The organism is Streptomyces sp. NPDC002958, from assembly GCF_055563255.1.
Map to the genome: position 1 here is coordinate 208,367 of NZ_JBVHDS010000010.1, position 17,715 is coordinate 226,081.

The 17,715-nt window shown below is 68.7% G+C and carries 18 protein-coding genes; 3 read left to right on the plus strand and 15 right to left on the minus strand.

Translation table 11 applies throughout. The features are described 5' to 3' along the window. Positions 1-85 precede the first annotated feature (85 nt). Positions 86-712 (minus strand): YigZ family protein, encoded by a 627-nt coding sequence (locus ACZ3IC_RS20030; RefSeq protein WP_467417831.1) that lies wholly within the window; start codon positions 710-712, stop codon positions 86-88. A gap of 58 nt (positions 713-770) precedes the next feature. Here ACZ3IC_RS20030 and ACZ3IC_RS20035 point away from each other — a divergent pair, with 58 nt between their 5' ends. After that, the gene (locus tag ACZ3IC_RS20035) at positions 771-1,178 is read left to right on the plus strand and encodes a CoA-binding protein (protein ID WP_467417832.1); all 408 of its coding nucleotides are present in this window, start codon (positions 771-773) and stop codon (positions 1,176-1,178) included. A gap of 52 nt (positions 1,179-1,230) precedes the next feature. Here the strand turns inward: ACZ3IC_RS20035 and ACZ3IC_RS20040 are convergent, their stop codons facing one another. From ACZ3IC_RS20040 to ACZ3IC_RS20065, 6 genes are all read right to left on the minus strand, one after another. Continuing rightward, complete coding sequence (locus tag ACZ3IC_RS20040; RefSeq protein WP_467417834.1) at positions 1,231-3,486, minus strand: MMPL family transporter; 2,256 nt, start codon at positions 3,484-3,486, stop codon at positions 1,231-1,233. Between the two features lie 137 nt (positions 3,487-3,623). Then, positions 3,624-4,169 carry an ester cyclase gene (locus ACZ3IC_RS20045; protein WP_467417836.1) on the minus strand — a complete coding sequence of 182 codons (546 nt, stop codon included), beginning with the start codon at positions 4,167-4,169 and terminating at the stop codon, positions 3,624-3,626. Then, positions 4,166-4,936: a hypothetical protein gene (locus ACZ3IC_RS20050; protein ID WP_467417838.1), complete on the minus strand. Its 771-nt coding sequence runs from the start codon at positions 4,934-4,936 to the stop codon at positions 4,166-4,168. The genes ACZ3IC_RS20045 and ACZ3IC_RS20050 overlap by 4 nt, the downstream gene beginning before the upstream one ends. 13 nt (positions 4,937-4,949) lie before the next feature. After that, positions 4,950-6,167 carry a cytochrome P450 gene (locus ACZ3IC_RS20055; protein WP_467417840.1) on the minus strand — a complete coding sequence of 406 codons (1,218 nt, stop codon included), beginning with the start codon at positions 6,165-6,167 and terminating at the stop codon, positions 4,950-4,952. A gap of 22 nt (positions 6,168-6,189) precedes the next feature. Beyond that, a complete protein-coding gene (locus ACZ3IC_RS20060; protein ID WP_467417841.1) occupies positions 6,190-7,647 on the minus strand; it encodes an NAD(P)/FAD-dependent oxidoreductase in 1,458 nt (485 codons plus the stop codon). Continuing rightward, positions 7,634-8,587: a prenyltransferase gene (locus tag ACZ3IC_RS20065; protein ID WP_467417843.1), complete on the minus strand. Its 954-nt coding sequence runs from the start codon at positions 8,585-8,587 to the stop codon at positions 7,634-7,636. Before ACZ3IC_RS20065 ends, ACZ3IC_RS20060 begins: the two co-directional genes overlap by 14 nt. Positions 8,588-8,678: 91 nt before the next feature. On the opposite strand from ACZ3IC_RS20065, the gene ACZ3IC_RS20070 reads away from it, so the two are divergent. Continuing rightward, positions 8,679-9,146 carry a hypothetical protein gene (locus ACZ3IC_RS20070; RefSeq protein ID WP_467417844.1) on the plus strand — a complete coding sequence of 156 codons (468 nt, stop codon included), beginning with the start codon at positions 8,679-8,681 and terminating at the stop codon, positions 9,144-9,146. 14 nt (positions 9,147-9,160) lie between these two features. Here ACZ3IC_RS20070 and ACZ3IC_RS20075 read toward each other — a convergent pair whose 3' ends face one another. The 8 genes from ACZ3IC_RS20075 to ACZ3IC_RS20110 are packed head-to-tail and all read right to left on the minus strand — an operon-like array spanning position 9,161 to position 16,655. Next, on the minus strand, positions 9,161-10,666 hold the full coding sequence (locus ACZ3IC_RS20075; protein WP_467417845.1) for a PEP-utilizing enzyme: 1,506 nt from the start codon (positions 10,664-10,666) through the stop codon (positions 9,161-9,163). Further along, positions 10,663-11,664, minus strand: a complete 1,002-nt coding sequence (locus tag ACZ3IC_RS20080; protein ID WP_467417846.1) for an NAD-dependent epimerase/dehydratase family protein — start codon at positions 11,662-11,664, stop codon at positions 10,663-10,665. The genes ACZ3IC_RS20075 and ACZ3IC_RS20080 overlap by 4 nt, the downstream gene beginning before the upstream one ends. Next, positions 11,661-12,722, minus strand: a complete 1,062-nt coding sequence (locus tag ACZ3IC_RS20085) for an SDR family oxidoreductase (protein ID WP_467417847.1) — start codon at positions 12,720-12,722, stop codon at positions 11,661-11,663. The genes ACZ3IC_RS20080 and ACZ3IC_RS20085 overlap by 4 nt, the downstream gene beginning before the upstream one ends. Further along, positions 12,719-13,633, minus strand: coding sequence for an ACP S-malonyltransferase (locus ACZ3IC_RS20090; RefSeq protein ID WP_467417848.1), 915 nt, complete (start codon positions 13,631-13,633; stop codon positions 12,719-12,721). The genes ACZ3IC_RS20085 and ACZ3IC_RS20090 overlap by 4 nt, the downstream gene beginning before the upstream one ends. Beyond that, positions 13,630-14,355 (minus strand): 3-oxoacyl-ACP reductase family protein, encoded by a 726-nt coding sequence (locus ACZ3IC_RS20095; RefSeq protein WP_467417849.1) that lies wholly within the window; start codon positions 14,353-14,355, stop codon positions 13,630-13,632. Before ACZ3IC_RS20095 ends, ACZ3IC_RS20090 begins: the two co-directional genes overlap by 4 nt. Then, the gene (locus tag ACZ3IC_RS20100) at positions 14,352-15,071 is read right to left on the minus strand and encodes a hypothetical protein (protein WP_467417850.1); all 720 of its coding nucleotides are present in this window, start codon (positions 15,069-15,071) and stop codon (positions 14,352-14,354) included. The genes ACZ3IC_RS20095 and ACZ3IC_RS20100 overlap by 4 nt, the downstream gene beginning before the upstream one ends. Before the next feature lie 8 nt (positions 15,072-15,079). After that, a complete protein-coding gene (locus tag ACZ3IC_RS20105; RefSeq protein ID WP_467417851.1) occupies positions 15,080-16,240 on the minus strand; it encodes a beta-ketoacyl-[acyl-carrier-protein] synthase family protein in 1,161 nt (386 codons plus the stop codon). Beyond that, positions 16,233-16,655 carry a phosphopantetheine-binding protein gene (locus tag ACZ3IC_RS20110; RefSeq protein WP_467417852.1) on the minus strand — a complete coding sequence of 141 codons (423 nt, stop codon included), beginning with the start codon at positions 16,653-16,655 and terminating at the stop codon, positions 16,233-16,235. Before ACZ3IC_RS20110 ends, ACZ3IC_RS20105 begins: the two co-directional genes overlap by 8 nt. 232 nt (positions 16,656-16,887) lie before the next feature. On the opposite strand from ACZ3IC_RS20110, the gene ACZ3IC_RS20115 reads away from it, so the two are divergent. Further along, on the plus strand, positions 16,888-17,715 hold the full coding sequence (locus ACZ3IC_RS20115; RefSeq protein ID WP_467417853.1) for a MaoC family dehydratase: 828 nt from the start codon (positions 16,888-16,890) through the stop codon (positions 17,713-17,715).

Consider the following 17,715-nt stretch of genomic DNA (forward strand, 5'->3'; position numbering starts at 1 on the left):
CCGGCGTGAGATGGCCATGGATATCAGCGGTGATCTGGATCGTCGTTTGCCACTGGCAAGCCCTCTTGGGGAAGTCGGGACCCGGTCAGACGTCCCCGTACGCCTCGCCGCCCAGCTCCAGCCGGGCCTCGCCCGCTGTCGCGTCGGCCAGCCAGCCGCGGAATGACTCGACATCGGCGTCCGGCAGCCCGATCTCGATGATGACAGCCTCCGCGTAGCGGACCTCGCGCACGGTCCGCCCGGTGGCTCGGAGGTCGTTCTCCAGCCTGCCCGCGCGCTGATGGCCGACGGTGATCGTGGCAAGGCGGAAACGCTGCCGGGTGATGGTGCCGAGCTCGTCGAGGGCCTCGCCGACCACTCCCCCGTACGCCCGGATCAGTCCGCCCGCGCCGAGCTTCACACCGCCGTAGTAGCGGGTGACGACGGCGACGACGTACCGCATCTCACGGCGCGTCAGCATCTGAAGCATGGGTACGCCTGCGGTGCCACCGGGCTCCCCGTCGTCGCCGGCCTTCTGCACGGACGCGTCGGCACCGATCACGTAGGCGAAGCAGTTGTGGGTGGCGGTCGGGTGTTCCCTACGCACGCGTGCGATGAAGTCCTGCGCCTCCTGCTCGGTGGCGGCGGGGGCGAGCGCGCAGATGAAGCGCGACCGGTTGATCTCGGTCTCGTGCACGCCCGCTCGGGCGACTGTCCGGTACTGCTCCTGCATCCGGCCACCCTATGCCCCGGCCGGGAATGGTCCGGAGCCGCCGTCCGTTGTCCGGATCATGTACGCAGACGCAGAGACGATCCGCAGGATTCTCCGGGACACGGGCGAGACCTGGGCGGTGGTGGGCCTGTCGAACAACCGGTCTCGCGCGGCCTACGGCGTCGCCGAGGTGCTTCAGCGCTTCGGCAAGCGGGTGGTCCCGGTGCACCCGAAGGCGGAGCGGGTCCATGGCGAGGAGGGCTATGCCTCGCTGGCCGACATACCGTTCCCGGTCGATGTGGTGGATGTCTTCGTCAACGGTGAACTGGCGGGCGCCGTGGCCGACGAGGCGGTGGCGGCGGGCGCGAAGGCGGTCTGGTTCCAGCTCGGAGTGATCGACACCGAGGCGTTCGAGCGCACACGGGCGGCCGGGCTCGACATGGTCATGGACCGCTGCCCGGCCATCGAAGTGGGGCGGCTCACGTAGGGGCACTCTCGCCCGTACGTGAGCCGTGGACGCCGGGCGTCACACAATGGTCTCAGTCCACCTTGGCGGTGTGTCCGGCCCGGGCCGCCGGTTGCGTTCCTGCGGCTTCATCGTCCTCGTCGTCCGCTTCGGACAGATTCACGGAGCTGTGCAGTCGGCGCAGGGATCCGGGTGCCCACCAGTTCGCCCTGCCCATCATGCCCATCAGCGCGGGCACCAGCAGCGAGCGGATCACGATCGCGTCCATCAGGATCGCCAGCACGATACCGAGGCCCGCCATTTTGATGATGGAGACGTGCGAGGCGATCAGTCCGGCGAACACAACGGCGAGCAGCAACGCGGCCGAGGTGAACACCGCACCGGTCTTCTTGATGCCCTCCACCACCGCGGCGTTGTTGTCCTTGCTCTTCAGATATTCCTCACGGATCCGGGACACCAGGAACAGTTCGTAGTCCATGGACAGCCCGAACGCGGCGCAGAACATCAGCACCGGCATGGCGTTGTCGAGATAGCCGGAGGAGGTGAACCCGAGCAGCTGCGCCAGATTCCCGTCCTGGAAGCCCCAGACCATCACACCGAACGTCGCGGTGAGACTGAGCAGGTTGAGGAACAGCGCCTTCAGCGGCACGACGATGCTGCCGGTCAGCAGGAAGGTCAGTACGAAGCTGAAGACCATGATCAGCCCGATGGCCCATGGCAGTCGATCGCCGATGACCTGCTTGTCGTCGACCAGCCGGGCCGATTCGCCGGACACCTCCGGGTGCCGCCCCTCGTAGCTGATTGTCCTGATGTCGCTCACCGTCTCCTCGGCCTGCGTGGAATACACGTCCACGTTCGGCTTGAGAAGCACGGAGAGGTACGAGTTGTTCTTGTTGGACATCGCCGCCTCGGAACCGGGCGGTGATGAGGCCGGCCGGCCGTCCTGCCAGATCCCGTCCGCGGCGCGGGCCATGCTGACGTGGGGCAACGAGGTGACCTCGGCGAGCACCTCGGCCCGTTCCCGCCTGCCGTCCGGGGTGTCGCCGAGCCCCGGCAGGTAGACATGGACCGGGAACGCCGTGTTGCTGGCGAAGCCGCTCCTGATCTGCTGCTGCACCGCCCGGACCTGCGCATCGGCCGGCAACACCTTCTCATCGTCCTTGCCGATCTTCACGTGCAGGAACGGCAGGGCCAGTACCGCGAGCGCGACGACCAGCAACGCGGTCACCGGGTACCGGCGGCGGATCGCCCAGCGGGCCACCCGGCCCCAGCTCGCCTCGCTCGGATTGAGTCCGGGCAGCCTGGGCAGCTGCCACTTCTCGATGTTGTGGCCCAGCAGCCGCAGCATCGCGGGCAGCACCACCAGCGCGCCGAAGACCGCCCCGAAGACGGAGGGAACCGCGGCGTAGGCGAAGGACCGCAGGAACGGCAGGGGGAACAGCAGCAGAGTGGCGAGCGACAGGCCCACGATGAGGCCGCTGAACAGCACGGTCCGGCCGGCCGTGCGCATGGTGCGCCGCACCGCGTCCGGGACGGCCCGGCCGGCCGCCAGCTCTTCCCTGAATCTGGTCACCGCCAGCAGGCCGTAGTCGATGCCGAGCCCGAGAGCCAGCGCGCTGGTCAGGTTCAGCGAGAAGATGGACACTTCGGTGAACATCGACAACAGCCGTAGCACGAAGAATGTGATACCGGCGGACAGTGCGCCCATCGCCAGGGGCAGCAGCGCGGACATCATGCTGCGGAACACGAACAGCAACAGGATCAGGCTCAGCGGGACCGCGATCGCCTCGGAGATGACCAGGTCGACAACGATCTGGTCCTGGATGGCCCGGAATACCTCGGCATTACCGCCGATCCGAATTCCGAGCGCACCTTTCGCGTGGTCGTACCGGTCGTGTGCCGCACGCAGCCACGAGCTCTTGTCGTTCTGGCTGCCGTCCAGCTGAACCAGCACCAGGGCCTGTTTGCCGTCATGGCTGCGCAGTCCGCCGATATCGGGCGTCTCCCAGTAGGAAGTGACCGATTCCACGCCGGGTTCGGCACGCAGCTCCTTCCCGAAACGGGTGCCGTCGGCCTTCGCCGCGCCGCTGTCCACGGAGCCTTCGCGGGCTGTGGTCAGGAAGACGGCGTCTACGTCCCCGACCTCGAACTCGCTCTGCAGGACCTGCGTCACTCGGTCCGACTCGGTACCGGTGGCATCGAATCCGCCGCCTGAAAGGGATGGGATGACACCGACCCCGAAGCCGAGGGTGACCAGCAGAATGATCGCGGCGACGGCGAGCACCGACTTCGGATTGCGTTCGAGGGCACCGACCCGACGGTCTCTCACCTGTGGTTTCTCCCCCAACTCACATCCACCCCCAGCAGACATCGGTCGACCGTATCAGCCGCAATTCCACGGGATATGGATTTCGGTGCCCACGCTTGACAAGAAAATCCAAAACGGCACCAAATCCGCACTTGGGCTCAGGACTTCGAGCCGATCATCCCTCGGAGAGCGACCTTCATGTTGAACGCGCCGCGAAGCACCTTCTCCATCGGACCGCCTTCGGGCGGCAGGAGTTGGAGTTGCCGCGCGAGATCCATGTTGTCCATATAGGCATCCATCCGCGTGATCAGTCCGTCCTGGGTGACGAAGAACTCCGCCATACGGGCGCTCCATGGGCTGCCGTTGGCGCGCAGCCCGTCGAACCGGGTGCCGGTGAACGTGCCGGTCAGCCGTACCTGGGCGGCCACCCTGCCGTCCTCGTCGGCGATCAGTTCCAGGATCTCCGTGCGGGCGTCGGGAAACGCGCCGTAGAAACCGGCCAGGTGTCCGCGCAGTTGGTCCGGTACAGCCATGTCCCCGACGAGCGGCAGGTGTTCGACGCCACCGGGCCGCCAGCAGGCCAGCACACCGTCCAGGTCGTGCTCGTTGTACGCCTCGTACAGCCGGTGCACGACAGCGACCGCCGCCTGCTTGGCCGTTGGGCTGCTCGTACCGGTCGGCTGCTCGGCGCTCACCCCGGTCACTTCCCTTCCTCGGTCACGCCGGCCGCGGCCGGTGACTGATCGGGCGAATCGGCCGCCGGCCGCTCGGTGGGTGTGGTCCCCTTCCCGCCGGCCCGCAACAGGCACACGCCGGTGGACGCCAGCCAGCCGAAGCCGAGCACGGAGAACACCAGGAACATCAGCGTGGTCACCAGGAAGGAGGAGCCCAGGGCGTAGATGAGGGTGCCGGTGACCAGTCCGCAGAAGCCGGCGATCACACCGAGCAGCCCGAGCCAGCGCGGGTAGAGGTCGCTGCGCAGCATCGCGAGGGAGTACAGCGGCATGGCCACGCCGAAGAACACCAGGTACCACAGGCCGAGTCCGGCCAGCAGCAGGAGCAGGAACGCGTAGGCCACCGGGTACGCGGCCTGCTGCGTCACGCCCGTGCTGTTCATGTAGTAGTCGGCGAGGTGCTTGGTGGAGAACCCGTCCTGTCCCATCAGGACGAGCATCACCCCGGCGGCGAGCACCGCCGCGCCGTCGGCGTAGTGCGCCAGGTCGGACCGGACCGTGTTGCGCAGGGTGCGGCCGATGGCAAGCATCGCCATCATGTCCAGGATCTGCGCGAAGACGATGCCGACGTGCAGCGGGATCCAGACCGAGGTGTGGTGCACCTCGTGCATGAACGGCCCGGTCGGGATGTCCTGGTGCGGATGCAGCGCATTGACCACGAGGGAGAGAACCGTGCCGGCGATGGCCAGCCAGCCCCCGAGTCGCAGCGCGGCTCGCGCGTGCACGTTCTGTGTCATGTCGGTGGTCATCTCAGCCTTCCAGTGCGATGGGCAGCCGGTCGAGCGACCGCAGGATGGCGGTGTCCCGCCACTCGTGCTGATCGTTCAGCCGGAGATCGGGGAAACGCCGGGCCAGGGTGTCGAACATGATCTCGCCCTCGGTCTTGGCCAGCGCGGCACCGAGGCAGTAGTGCGGGCCGTGCACGAACGTCATGTGCTTGCCGGCGTTCTCCCGGGTCAGGTCGAGCCGATCCGGGTCTGTGAACACGCGGGGGTCGCGGTTGGCCCCGCCGAGCAGCACCACGACCTGTTCGCCGGTCCTGATGGTGGTGCCGGCGACCTCGATGTCCTCGATGGCCACCCGGGAGGTGACCTGAACCGGCGCCTCGTGACGGAGCAGTTCGTCGACGGCCCGCGAGGTGATGCCGGGCTCGGTGCGCAGCCGTTCGAACTGGTCCAGGTTGGACAGCAGTGAGAACACGCCGTTGCCCAGATGATTCATGGTCGTCTCGTAGCCGACCGTGACCAGGAGCACGCACATGAAGATGATCTCGAAGCTGTCCGAGGCCCGGCCTTCGGCCTGAGCCTGGATCAGCGCGCTGATCAGGTCGCCTTGTGGCTGCTCCTGCCGTGCCTCCAGCACGTCGACGAAGCGATTGCTGATCTCCATCATCGATTCGCCGCCGGCCAGCACCCGGTCCACCGGCGCGTCCCATTCCAGCAGACCGGCCAGTGCGAGGCCCAGGTCCGCGAAGAACTTGTGGTCCTCCTCCTTGCTCACGCCGAGGATCTCGGTGATCACCCTGATGGTCATCGGGTAGGAGATCTCGCTCATGAACTCGACGCTGCCGTTCTTGGCCAGCGTCTCGTCCAACAGCTCGTCCAGGATCTGTTGGATCCGCTCGCGGAAGTTCAGCACGATCCGCGGGGTGAAGGTGGTGGACACGATGCTGCGCAGCCGCCGGTGCTCCGGCTCGTCGAGGAAGTAATAGAAGCCCTGCATCAGCTGGTTGACGGTTTCGTTGGCGGCCAGCTGGCGATCCAGGAAGTTGGAGCCGGGACGCACCTTCCACTTGGAGCTCTTGAGCACGTCCATCACATCGGCGTAGCGCGGCACCACATACGCGGCGTAGCCGTCATGCCAGAAGATCCGGTGGTTCTCCTGCAGTTCCCGGTATTTTCGATAGGGGTCGGCACGGAAGTCACGTGCGTTCAGCGCGAATTCGACCGACTCTATGTCTGTCCTCACAGCTGCTCCCTGTTCTTGTGCGTCATGTCCGCTCCGCCGGTGCGACACCGGTGTTGTCGTCGTCGATGTCCCCGCCCCAGGCGTCGCCGGAGCGCACCTTGGCCGCCGAGGACGCACCGGATGGCTTGGGCAGCGGCTGGTAGCGCGGCCGGTGCAACAGCACCTGGTGGCGCAGTTCCGCGGTCAGCCGGGCACCGAGAACGCGGGCGATTTCCCGGCCGCCCAGTCCGGTCCGGCGCATGTGCCGGGCGGTGCGCAGCAGCAGACGGGGACCGATCACCTCGTACGGCGACACCCGGTGGGAAAGCACGCCGTCCACGAACCGCTGGCGGATGACGGGATCTGTCGCGATGCAGGCCATCAACGCCCGTTCCAGCGGTTGGAGTTCGCCGGACTTGGAGAAGTCCCAGGCCAGCCAGTACATCGGCGCGGCATCCCGGTCCCGCCAGCGGCGCCAGCGGCGCAGTCTGCGATCCAGTTGCCCGGTGTCCGCGACATCGGCCGTGGCCAGGTGTTCGGCCAGCATTTCGGCCTGCCGCAGCGCGTCGGATATTCCCTGGCCGAGGGTGGGGTCCTTGAAGTGGCCGGCGTCCCCGATCAGCGCCCATCCCGAGCCGGCCGAGTCACGGAAGTAGCCGGGCGCGTACGCGGTGCCGATGGGCCGGCTGACCCGGCGGGCCGTGGTCAACAGGGGTTTCAGCGGCGCGCAGTCGGCCACCGCGGCGTCGTAACTGGCTTCCAGATCCCGTTTGAATTCGGCGAAGTCCTCAAGTCCGGGGCAGATCATCACCACGAAGCGGCCGCCGTCGGACTGGAACGCGACGGTCAGGGCGGCGCCGTCCCGGTGGTGGTGCACACAGGCCGGACCGGTCTCCACGACGCCTTCGAACTCGGCCCAGTACACGAACCGTTGGTTTTCGGTGACGTTGTAGGTGCGCGAGCCGACCAGCTCGCTCACCTTGGAGTTGCGGCCGTCGGCCCCTATCAACAGTTTGGTGTGGACTGCGCGTTGACCTTCGGGTGTGCGCAGCAGCACGCCGTTGATCCGGCCGGTGCCGTCACGCCGCACCTCCCGCAGGGAGGTGCGGGTGCGTATCTCGGCACCGGCCGCGCGGGCGGCGTTCACCAGGATCTCGTCGAGCAGGTTCCGGTTGATGCTGATGCCGCCCGGGGGCCAGTCGTCCTCGGCCCGTACCGGCGTGCTCAGGTCGACCCCGTCGTAGACCACGTTGGCCGCGGTGAGGAACGGCGCGCCGGTCCGGCGCAGTTGGTCCAGCACGCCCAGCTGCTGCATCGAACGCACTCCGCTGACCTGGATCAGGTGGGTGGACAGCGTGTCGCTCGGGAAGGCGGCCCGGTCGATGGCCAGCACCGACAGGCCCTGCTTGGCCAGGTGGGCCGAGAGCGCCGCCCCGGCGATCCGGGCACCGACGACGACCACGTCGAATGCTTCCACCGCGTCGTGGTCAGTTGAGGACATTGACGATCACCAGTCCCAGCACGGCCAGGCGCAGAGCCTGGAAGCTGTAGTTGCGTCGGTTCCGCCACTGGCCGCGCATCCCGTTGCGCAGCACGTACGCCTGCAGCGCCCAGGCCGGCAGCAACAGCACCGGTGTCCATGGGCTCAGCGCACCGGACACCGTGCCGAGCAGGGCGAGCAGCCAGGTGCAACCGAACACCACGGCCACGAACACCTTGTTGGCGCGCCGCGAGGTGCGCGCCGCGACCGTGCGCCGCCCCACCTGCCGGTCGTCGTCGGCGTCCGCGCTGTTGGAGCAGATCAGCACCTGTACGAGCCAGGCCCCGAACAGCACCGACTGGATAAGGGCGGCCGCACCGATCCGCTGTGTCGCGGCTGCGTACGGCAGCAGCACACTGGCCGCCAGCGTGACCCCGGTGACGGCTTCCCCGCCGCCGATGAACCGGTAGCTGAAGTTGATGCCGGCCGAATACTGCACGCCGAGCACGACGACGGCGAGGCCACCGACGAAGATCCACCACGGTCGGAAATCCGCGATGACGCAGAACAGTACGACGCAGACCGACGCTATCGTCGCGCAGATGAATGCGAATATCTGCGCGGCCCGAACCGTCAATTGGCCCTGCACCAGCGGTTTGACCTGGCTTCGATTCCTCTCCGGCGCATAATTGCGCAGATCACTGCCGTCCCGGTATCCGGTGATGTCGTCGAATGCATGAGTGGCCCACATGCCGAAAGCGATCACCGCGAAGAAAAGTGCGCACAAGGCACTGGACCGCAGGTGCAGTCCGTCCACGCCGATAATCAGTGCCCAGGCGATGACCGGTCCGAGCCAGATCTCGAACAGTTTCACCTTTCCCAGCCGGCCGAGCGCACCCATGACGCCCCACATCGAATTATCCGCACCGAAGCGCGCCGCGGGTGCGTTTTCCGTCACCATTTCCTTGCCCCTTGCCGAATCGCGGTTCGCACATCAATACTTTGCTCAGCGTCAATTCGATGCGTCAGTTCATCAACTCCGGGAGAAAATCATGCCGTTGCTCGGCAGAATTCCAGCCAGGGCCGTTGTAGCCGGAATTGTCGGCACCGCCGGATACTCCGTGGTCAGCGCCCAGCTGAAGCGCAGGGGCATCGGCGGCGGCATCACCACCCAGCCCGGCGAAGTGGCCACCGCGCTGACCGGGCAGCGGGCCCCGGCCGACGAGGCGGCCACGGCGAAGGCCACCCCCGAGCTGGTGAACGCGGCGCTGCACTGGGGCTATGGCGCACTCGGCGGCCTGAGCCGGGCGGCGCTGGTGCGCCGCGGTGTGTCCGGCTGGCAGCTGGAGTTGTCGCACCTGGGCGCGATCTGGCTGCCGTGGCTGGCGCTGCTCGCGCTGTCCGGCAAGGGACAGCGCGTGAGCGGCCGGGTGCTGCTCGTGGACGGCGGCAAGCACCTGGTGTACGTGCTGGTCACCGGTCGTACGTTCCACCTGCTGTCCCCGGCCGCCGACGGCTGAGCGCTGGGCCACGGTCAGGCCACCTTCTCCGTCGGGCTGCCGGCGTCCACTGCGACCGTGCCGGTCCAGCCGTCCACCACAGCCCGCTTCCCCAGGTCGGCGGGGTCGGTGGCGACCCCCGCGACAAAGGGGATGCCCAGTTCGCGGCAGACGATCGCGACGTGCGAGAGCACGCTGCCGTACTTGCTGACCACCCCGTCCGGCAGGACGGCGAGCACATAGTTGCCGTCCACCCGGTCGCCGACCACGATGCGGCCGGCCTCACCGTCGCTCTCCTCGACGAGCACTCCCTCCGCCCAGCCGGGGGCCAGCGCCTGGCCGGCGTTCGCGGCCCGGCCGCGCCGGGAACGGTGGGCGGCGGACAACAGTCCGTTGCTCTGCTGCACATCCACCGGGTAGTCGAGCGCGGCGGCCGCGTCGAGCTCTTCGGCCCGTTCGTCCACCAGCCGCTTGCGGGCCCGGGGATCCAGTGTGCGCAGCTCCTGTACGGCCAGCAGCGCGGCCTCGGCCGGATCGGCCCCGAAGGCGCCCCGGTCCAGGAGCACACGGGTGCAGTGCAGCGCGCGCAGGCCGATCTCCTTGGAGCGTTCCCGCTCGCCCAGTGCGAGGCCGAGCAGTCTGACCGTCCGGTCGAAGACGGGGCCGAGCGCCGTGCCCAGCGGAATGCCGACCTCGTCGAGTCCGGTGTCCGCTCGTTCGGCCACCCCCTTGCCACGCAGCACGGACGCGGCCGAGGACAGTACGGCCGAGGAGAACCGGGTGAACGGCCCGCCGCCGTCGGTGACTTCGTAGTTGTTCAGGCGGTGCAGGTCCTCGGTGAGGATGCCGCCGCGGGCGCTCGCACCGCCGCCGTCGTCCTTGCGGTGCGCGCTGGCCCGCAACAGTTCCAGCGCGGTGCTCCGGTCGTACTGCAGGCCCAAAACCTGCTTGGTCACCGAAGCGGCGACCAGAGCGACGCTGGTGGTCCTGATGTGCAGGGCCCACGCGGTCCGACCGGCCCTGATGGCCGCGTCGCAGGCCGAACCGGCCTGCCAGCTGCCGCCGGAGTTGATCGCGTCCAGGGTGGCCGCCTCGGCTGCGGCGAGGTCGGCCTGGGCCCGGCCGAAGGCGTGCGCGTTGCTGCCGAGGAAGGACAGCGCGCCGCGCAGCCGGCGGGCGCGATGGAGTTTTCCGGGCCGCTTCTCCCGTCGGCGGTCCGGCCCGGCACCGCCGAGCAGCAGCTCCCAGATGTCCTCGGGGTCGACAACAGGCAGTTCGTCGGCGAGCCGCTCGACGGTGGTCATGTTGAAGAACGGGCGGAAACCGAAGTAGCTGACGAAGTGCGGCCGGGGCCCTGTGGGCTGTTCCCGGCCGAAGTCGGCGGCGGCGTCGCGGAATCCACGCTCCATGCCCGGTCCGATGATGGACCAGCTCAGCGGGGACAGGAGCTCCGGTGCCACCTCGCGGAAATTGTGTCCGCTGTGGACCGACACACGCTCGGTCGCCGGGGTGTCCAGCGAGAAGGCGGGCAGACTCGTCACGGCAGTTGCTCCCTCAGTCGCGCGAACTCGTAGTCAAGGGACCGCACGAGATAGTCCCGGTCCGGCGGCGGGGTCACCCGGCCGGTGGCGACCAACTGGTCGAGGCACCGCAGTTCCAGATCCCACTGCGCGTTGCAGTAGTCCAGCACCTCACGGTTCATGGACAGGTCCACCCACTTGGGCCGGACCACCGCGGCCAGCGCGCGGGCGAGGCCGGCGCTGCGTACCCGCTTGACCCGCAACCCGTAACGAGCGTTGATCAGATCGAAGATCTCCGCGTAGGTCGGCGAGGCCGGGTCGAGAGCCCACACCGCCGAGCCGCCTGTGCCGTGCCGCGCGCGGTCCAGGACCACCTGCGCGGCAAAGTCGGCGGGGCAGGACCAGTAGCGGTTGCTGCCCACCACGGCCAGCGGCCAGCCCGCAGTCATCAGCCGGAACAGTTCGAACAGCGCCTGCGGCTCGCCCGGCCTGTCGCCGTTGTCCTCGTCGGCCACCACATGCCCGGCGCGCACGATGTCCACCGGCACCCCGGAGGCGCGGGCGATGCGCTCGCCGTGCAGCTTGGCCCACTCGTAGAAGTTGCGGTGCCGCATGGTGTCCGGGATGAGGTCGCTGCGCAGCCGCTGTCGGGTGTCCCCGAGCGCCAGCAGGCTGGACACCAGCACCACCGTGCGCAGGTTGGGACAGCGCACGGCGAACTTGAGCACCCCGCGCAGCGGGGCGATGTGATCGGCCTGCGCGTCGGCCAGCGAGAGGGACAGGTCGAAGCGGCCCACCGCGACCACGATCGAGGTCACCTCGGCAGCCAGCGCGTCGGCCTCCTCCGGAGCCAGACCCAGATCGACGCGCCGTGCGTCACCGAGGTGAACCTTGGCGAACTTTTCCACGTGGGGAGCAGGATTCCGGGCCAGACCGACCAGGGGGACTTCCTGCTGCGCGGCCAGCGCGGCCACGGACGAGCCGACGTGACCGCTGATCCCGACGACGAGCATGGTCATGTCGGCCACCCCGAGTAGTAGCTGTTCAGCCTGACCGGTTCCTCGGACAACGGCATGCCCAAGGTGCGCACCAGGCTGCGTACGGATACGTCCCGGCCCAGCCCCTCCCCGGTGTAGACCGTCCGGGAGGCGAAGTAACGCAGTCCGATGGCCGCCGCGTTGGTCGGGCTCTCCTCGAGCCGGTCGGCCTGCCGGGACACCGCCTTCAGCCAGTTCGCGGGCAGCCGCACGGGCCGCGGGAACGTACTGGGCTCGCGTTCGCTGGCCACCGCGGCCTCCCGGATGAAGGCCTCGACGATCGGCGCGGCGGCCGACTGGCCGATGTTGCGGACCTCCGGGATGTCCACTGGTTCGGTGTCGAACAGCTCGACCACTTTGGCCGCGACCAGGTCCCGCGGGCAGACGTCCAGACGGGCACCGGTGCTGTATGGCAGTACGGGCCAGCGCCCGCTGGTGATCAGCCGGGACAGCGGCACCTTGCGCGCGCCGTTGTCGCCGCCCGCGACCGGTTCGAGGTCTCCGGACAGTGCCGGGATCCGGGCGATGAACGCGGGCAGGTCGTACCGGCGGGCGAGTCTGGCGATGGACCATTCGCCACGCAGTTTGGCCCGTTCGTACTTGGTCAGGTGATCGCGCTCGTCGAGCAGGTACTCGCCGACCTCGGCCCCGTAGTCGTAGCCGACGTACAGCGAACCGGCGTGGATCAGCTTCGCGCCGAGGGCATGGGCGAGTTCGGCCGCGTGCGCCGCGCCGTCGATGTTCGTCTCGGCAAGCCGCGACCACGGCGCGGACCAGCCGACATCACCGGCCACACTGAGCACGATCCGCACCCGCCCCTTGAGTCCATCGACCTGTGCGTCGGTCAACCCCCACTTGGGCGCGCGGATGTCGCCCTGGAGGGACTCGATCTCCGCGCCGCTGCGCCGGGCCAGTGACCGAGCCCGGCCGTCATGGTCCCGGCCACGGATCACGGCGACCACCGGCTCGTTCGCCTCACTGATCTTGCGAAGCAGCGCCATTCCCAGGAATCCGGTCGCGCCGGACATCAGAACAGTCACGCCGGAGCCTCCACGTCCGCGTCGGCCCGGCCGACGCCCACCGGCACGGGAACGGGTGCGAATCGCACAGTGCCTTCTCTCCTGCCCAGTCTGGTCAGCGCGTCGCCCGGCCCGGCGTCGTAGAGCCGGTCGACGCCGGTCGCGCGCACCGCGTCGGTCCAGCGCACCGGCAGCAGCAGCGCCCGGATCAGCAGTTCCCTGATCTCGTCGGGGATGTCGTGCACCTCGGCGTCCACGGTGGACATGTACACGGATCGGGCCGGGTGGAAGGGAACCGATTCCACCTCGGCGCGCCAGTGCGGCAGCGCGTCGGACATCAGCGGGCTGTGGAACGAGCCGCCGATCGGCAGTACCTCCGCGAGCAGCTGCATGTCACCGGCGAGCGCGATGGCCGCGTCCACCGTGCGCAGGTCGCCGGAGAGCACAGTCTGCCGGGTGCTGTTCAGCCCCGCCACCTCGAGCACCCCACCGGTCTGCGCGACCGCGTTGCGGCGCAGCCATTCGACGGCCGGGCCGCGGGCGCCCATCAGGGCGATCATCGCGCCGGCGCGGCCGTGGTCCCGGCACACCTCACCGCGTCGGACGGCCAGTCGGAACCCGTCCCACACCTCGATCACTCCGGCGCAGGCCGCCGCGGTCAGTTCGCCCAGGCTGTGCCCGATCACCAGCGGCACCGAGGGGTGCTCGCCGTAGGCGGCCTGAACGGCGGCGATACCGGCCGCGTAGGTCGCCGGCTGGGCGACGGCGGTGTCGTTGAAGTCGAGCGCCTCGGGGTCGTCACCGAACCGGGCGAGGAATTCGGCGATCACCGGGTGCGTCCGATACCTCTCCAGCGCTTCGATCACGGCCGGGCGTTTGTTGCCCTGGCCGGGAAAGGCGACTCCGAAGAAGTCGATGCCGTTGGTTGTCATGAGATGGACAGCCCTCCGTCGATGGACAGCACCTGTCCGGTCATCGCGGCCGAATCCACCAGCAGTTCAACGCCCTCGGCGACCTCTTCCGGGGTGACGAACCGGCGGATCGGAGTGCGGTCGGCGAAGCCCTTGCGCACCTCGTCGGGCACATCGTCGGTGAGTTCGGTGGCCATGAACCCCGGGGACAGCGCGTTCACGGTGACGTTGCGCCGCCCGCATTCCAGGGCGAGCGACCGGGTCATCGCCATGACGCCGCCCTTGGACGCCGAGTACGCGGTCTGCCCCTTGCTCCCCATCAGTCCGGCCGGCGAGACGATGTTGATGATGCGCCCCCAACGGGCGCGCAGCATGGCCGGCAGTACGGCACGGCTGGTGTGGAACGTGCCGATCAGGTTGACCTGGATGGTGGCCGCCCAGTCCTGCACCGACTGGGTGGCCATGAGGCCGTCCCGGCGGATGGCGCCGGAGTTGACCAGTACGGACACCGCGCCGAGTTCGTCGGTCACGCGCTCGACCATCTCGGTCACCGAGGCCCAGTCGCCGACGTCCGCGCGTACCACGGTGGAGGGGTTGGTCAGCTCGGTGGCCAGCTTGTGCGCCCTGTCCTCGTGACTGGTGCAGTGCAGGGCCAGCCGGTATCCCTTGGCGTCCAGCGCTTTCGCGCAGGCCCCGCCGAGGGCGCCGGACGCCCCGGTGACCAGTGCGACCTGTGTGCTCATCGGGGCTCCCCGGCCGGCTCGGCGGTGCGGGTCCTGCTGTGCTCGATGAAGGCGTCCAGCGCGCCCACCGCGGTAGTTCCCGGCTCGGCCGCCGCGGCGAAGCCGGCCAGATCGGCGGCGGTCCGCTCGCCCGCGCCGGTGCCGAGCAGCACCGCGCAGGCCGCGGAATCGCTCTCCTCGGCGAGCAGGTGCTCGTCGCCGTCGGGCAGGTCGAAGGCCACCACCATGGCCGCGCCGGCCGAGCCGTTGGCCAGTGTGGACAGGGCCACCGTGGTCAGCAGGGACAGCGAGTCGGCGCCGCCGGTGTAGTGCATGGTCGGGCCGCGGAAGCCGGTGGTGATGGCGATGTTGCACAGCGGGTTGTTCGGCATCCGGCGCAGCCAGTCCGTCGGGTTGGCCGGGTGTGTGTAGAAGTGGCTGAGCCGTTCGACGAGGTCGGGCGCGTCCTCCTGCGCGAAGTCCGGGATCGGGATGGACGGGTCCCAGTTGCTCACCGTGAACAGGGCGAACCGCTCGAGATCGATGGTGCTGTCCAGGGCCTTGGCCCGGTCCGCCAGCTCGACCGCGGCCACGAACGGCGCGTAGAACGCGCGCTCCAGCAGCCGGCTCACCTTGCGCGGTACACCGGCCTTCGCACGCTGTTTGAGGTCCTCGGGCAGTTCGGCAGAACTGATCGAGGAGAGCAGCGCGAAATCGTGCGTGGATTCGCTGGTCATGTTCTCCCTCACAGACTTCCGAGAACGAGGGACGCGTTGTGGCCGCCGAACCCGAAGCTGTTGTTGACGACCTTGCGCAGGCCGCGTTCACGGGCGGTGTTCGGCACGTAGTCCAGGTCGCACCTGGGATCCGGGGTGCCGAGATTGACCGTCGGCGGGATCACGCTCTCGCGCAGTGCCTTGACGGCCAGCACGGTCTCCACCGCGCCCGCCGAGGCCATGCTGTGGCCGAGCGAGCCCTTGACGGAGCTGATCGGGATCGACTCCGCGGCGGCACCGAACGCAAGCCGGATGGCGAGCGTCTCGCACCAGTCGTTGTCTCTTGTGCTGGTGCCGTGCGCGTTGATGTAGTCCACGTCGGCCGGGTTGATTCCCGCATCGTCCAGCGCTCTGCTCATCGCGTACTTCGGGCCGAGCGCGTCGGGCGGGGAAGCGACCATGTGATAGGCGTTCTGTGAGAAGCCGAATCCGTCGACGGAGGCCAGGGGTTCGGCACCGCGTGCTTCGGCGTGGCGCTGTGACTCGAGGACGACGAACCCGGCGCCCTCGGACAGCAGGAATCCGTCCCGGCGTGCGTCGAAGGGGCAGGAGGCCTCGGCCGGATCGCAGTCCCGCGCAGTCATCGCGTACAGGCTGCAGAACGAGAAGAAGTCGATCTCGCGAAGCAGGCAGTCGGCACCTCCGGCGAGCACGACATCGGCCTGGCCGGACTCGATGAGTTTCATGGCGGAGCCGATGGCCAGTCCGCCGCCGGCGCACGCACCGTACAGGCCCGTGGCCCGGCGTGCTCCGGAGGCGAGCCTGATGGCTGCCACGATGTCCTCGGCCGGGCCTATCTGGGCCACCCGGCCCTGGCCGGGCAGCTGCCGCTCACCGTGCGTCGCGATCACGGCGATGTCCACCGCCCGGTCCGCGCCCGCGAGCCCGGCCATCGTCAGCGCCTCGGCCGCCGCATGGGTCCCGAACTCGATGGCGTGCGAGGCGGTTTCCGAATTGGTCGCCCGGCCCGGCACGGGGGCGCCCACCCGGGTGCCGGCGTCGAACAGCGGGAACCGATCCAGGCGCTGACCGAACCGCTTGCCGTCCACCACGCCGGCCCAGGTTTCCTCGACCGACCAGCCGCCGGGGGTCACCGCGCCGAGCCCGGTGATGAATACCCGCTCAGACACCGGCACCGACCCGGTCGGCGATGAACTCGACCACGTTCCCCACCGACAGCCGACGCGAGACCTCGGCCAGATCCTGATCGGACAGCTGGCCGTCGGTGCCCAACCCATCGGGCAGGAATCGGGCCAGCTCGGTCAGCAATTGCTTGACCTCACCGTCATTCACCGCGATACCGAACTCGCCCTTCAGAGCGAGGATCAGCTCGAGCAGATCGAGTGAATCGGCGTCCAAATCATCGACGAGGCGAGATTCCAATTCGATCTCCTCCACACCGATCTCCAAGTTCTTCGCCATCTGCACCCGCAGCCGCTCAAAGATCTCACCACGATCAACAGACACCACAAGCCTCCTCTGGGTCGAAATCCCGCGTCGGGAAACGCAGGAACTCGAAATGAACCCGATGAACGTGTCATGCACGCGCAGTTCAGCACGGGCGTCTTCGGCCGATCAAACCCAGAACCGCACTTGCCGGGGATGAAATCCAAAACCGCACATGCAATCCCGGGCGACAAGCAGGATGTGGCATGCAACAGATACATCCGCACTTGCATCTTTGTAGCGATCTGCAGCAGCGCCTATCGTCCGTCGCGACTACGCCAGTCGCGCAAGGTGATCACGCGGCTACGAGCCGACCGGACGGGGAGGATGAATGCCAGACCGCAGAGCTCTGATCGGCCGCCGGTACGAGTCGGTGGGGCTGCGCGTCGACGCCGAGGAGAGCAACGCGTACCACGAGGCGATCGACGACGAACCCGGCCGGCACATCGACCGGGGCACCGCGTCGCCGTTCTACGCGGTGCGGCTGGTCGCGCCGCTGTGGCGGTCGATCTATCAGGCACCCGAACTGGGTACCGAGGACCAGCGGGTGCTGCACGCGGAACAACGCCTGCTGGCGCACCGCGAGCTGCACCTGGGCGAGAAGCTGACCGCGCAGGCGACGGTCGCCGATGTGGTGGGCTTCGGGTTCAACGACGCGGCGATCATCCGCAGCCGTCTGCTGGATGCCGACGGACGGCCGGTGATCACCATGGAGAGCACTCTGGCCGTGCAGGGCAGCAGCGGATTCCCGCCGGCCGGCCGCCGCGCGGCCCAGCCCGGCAAGGGAGCCCCTGCCACCACGCTGCGCTGCGAGTTCGACGCGGACGCCCCGCGTCGCTACGCGGACGCGGCGGACGACCACAACCCCCTGCACCTCGACGACGAGGCAGCCCGCGAGGCGGGACACCCCGGCCGGATCGTGCACGGCATGTGCACGCTGGCCACCGGGATCAGCGCGCTGGTCAACGTGTTGCGCGACCAGCGGCACAACCGGCTCCACTATCTGCGGGCCCGGTTCAGCCGGCCGGTGTTCCCGGACAGCACCGTCGACTTCGCGGCGCACACGTCCGCCGCCGCCAACACCTATCTGGTCGGCGCGAGTCTCGACCGCCGACCGGTGCTGAAGAACTGCTGGCTGCGGCTGGCCGGGAACGGGTGA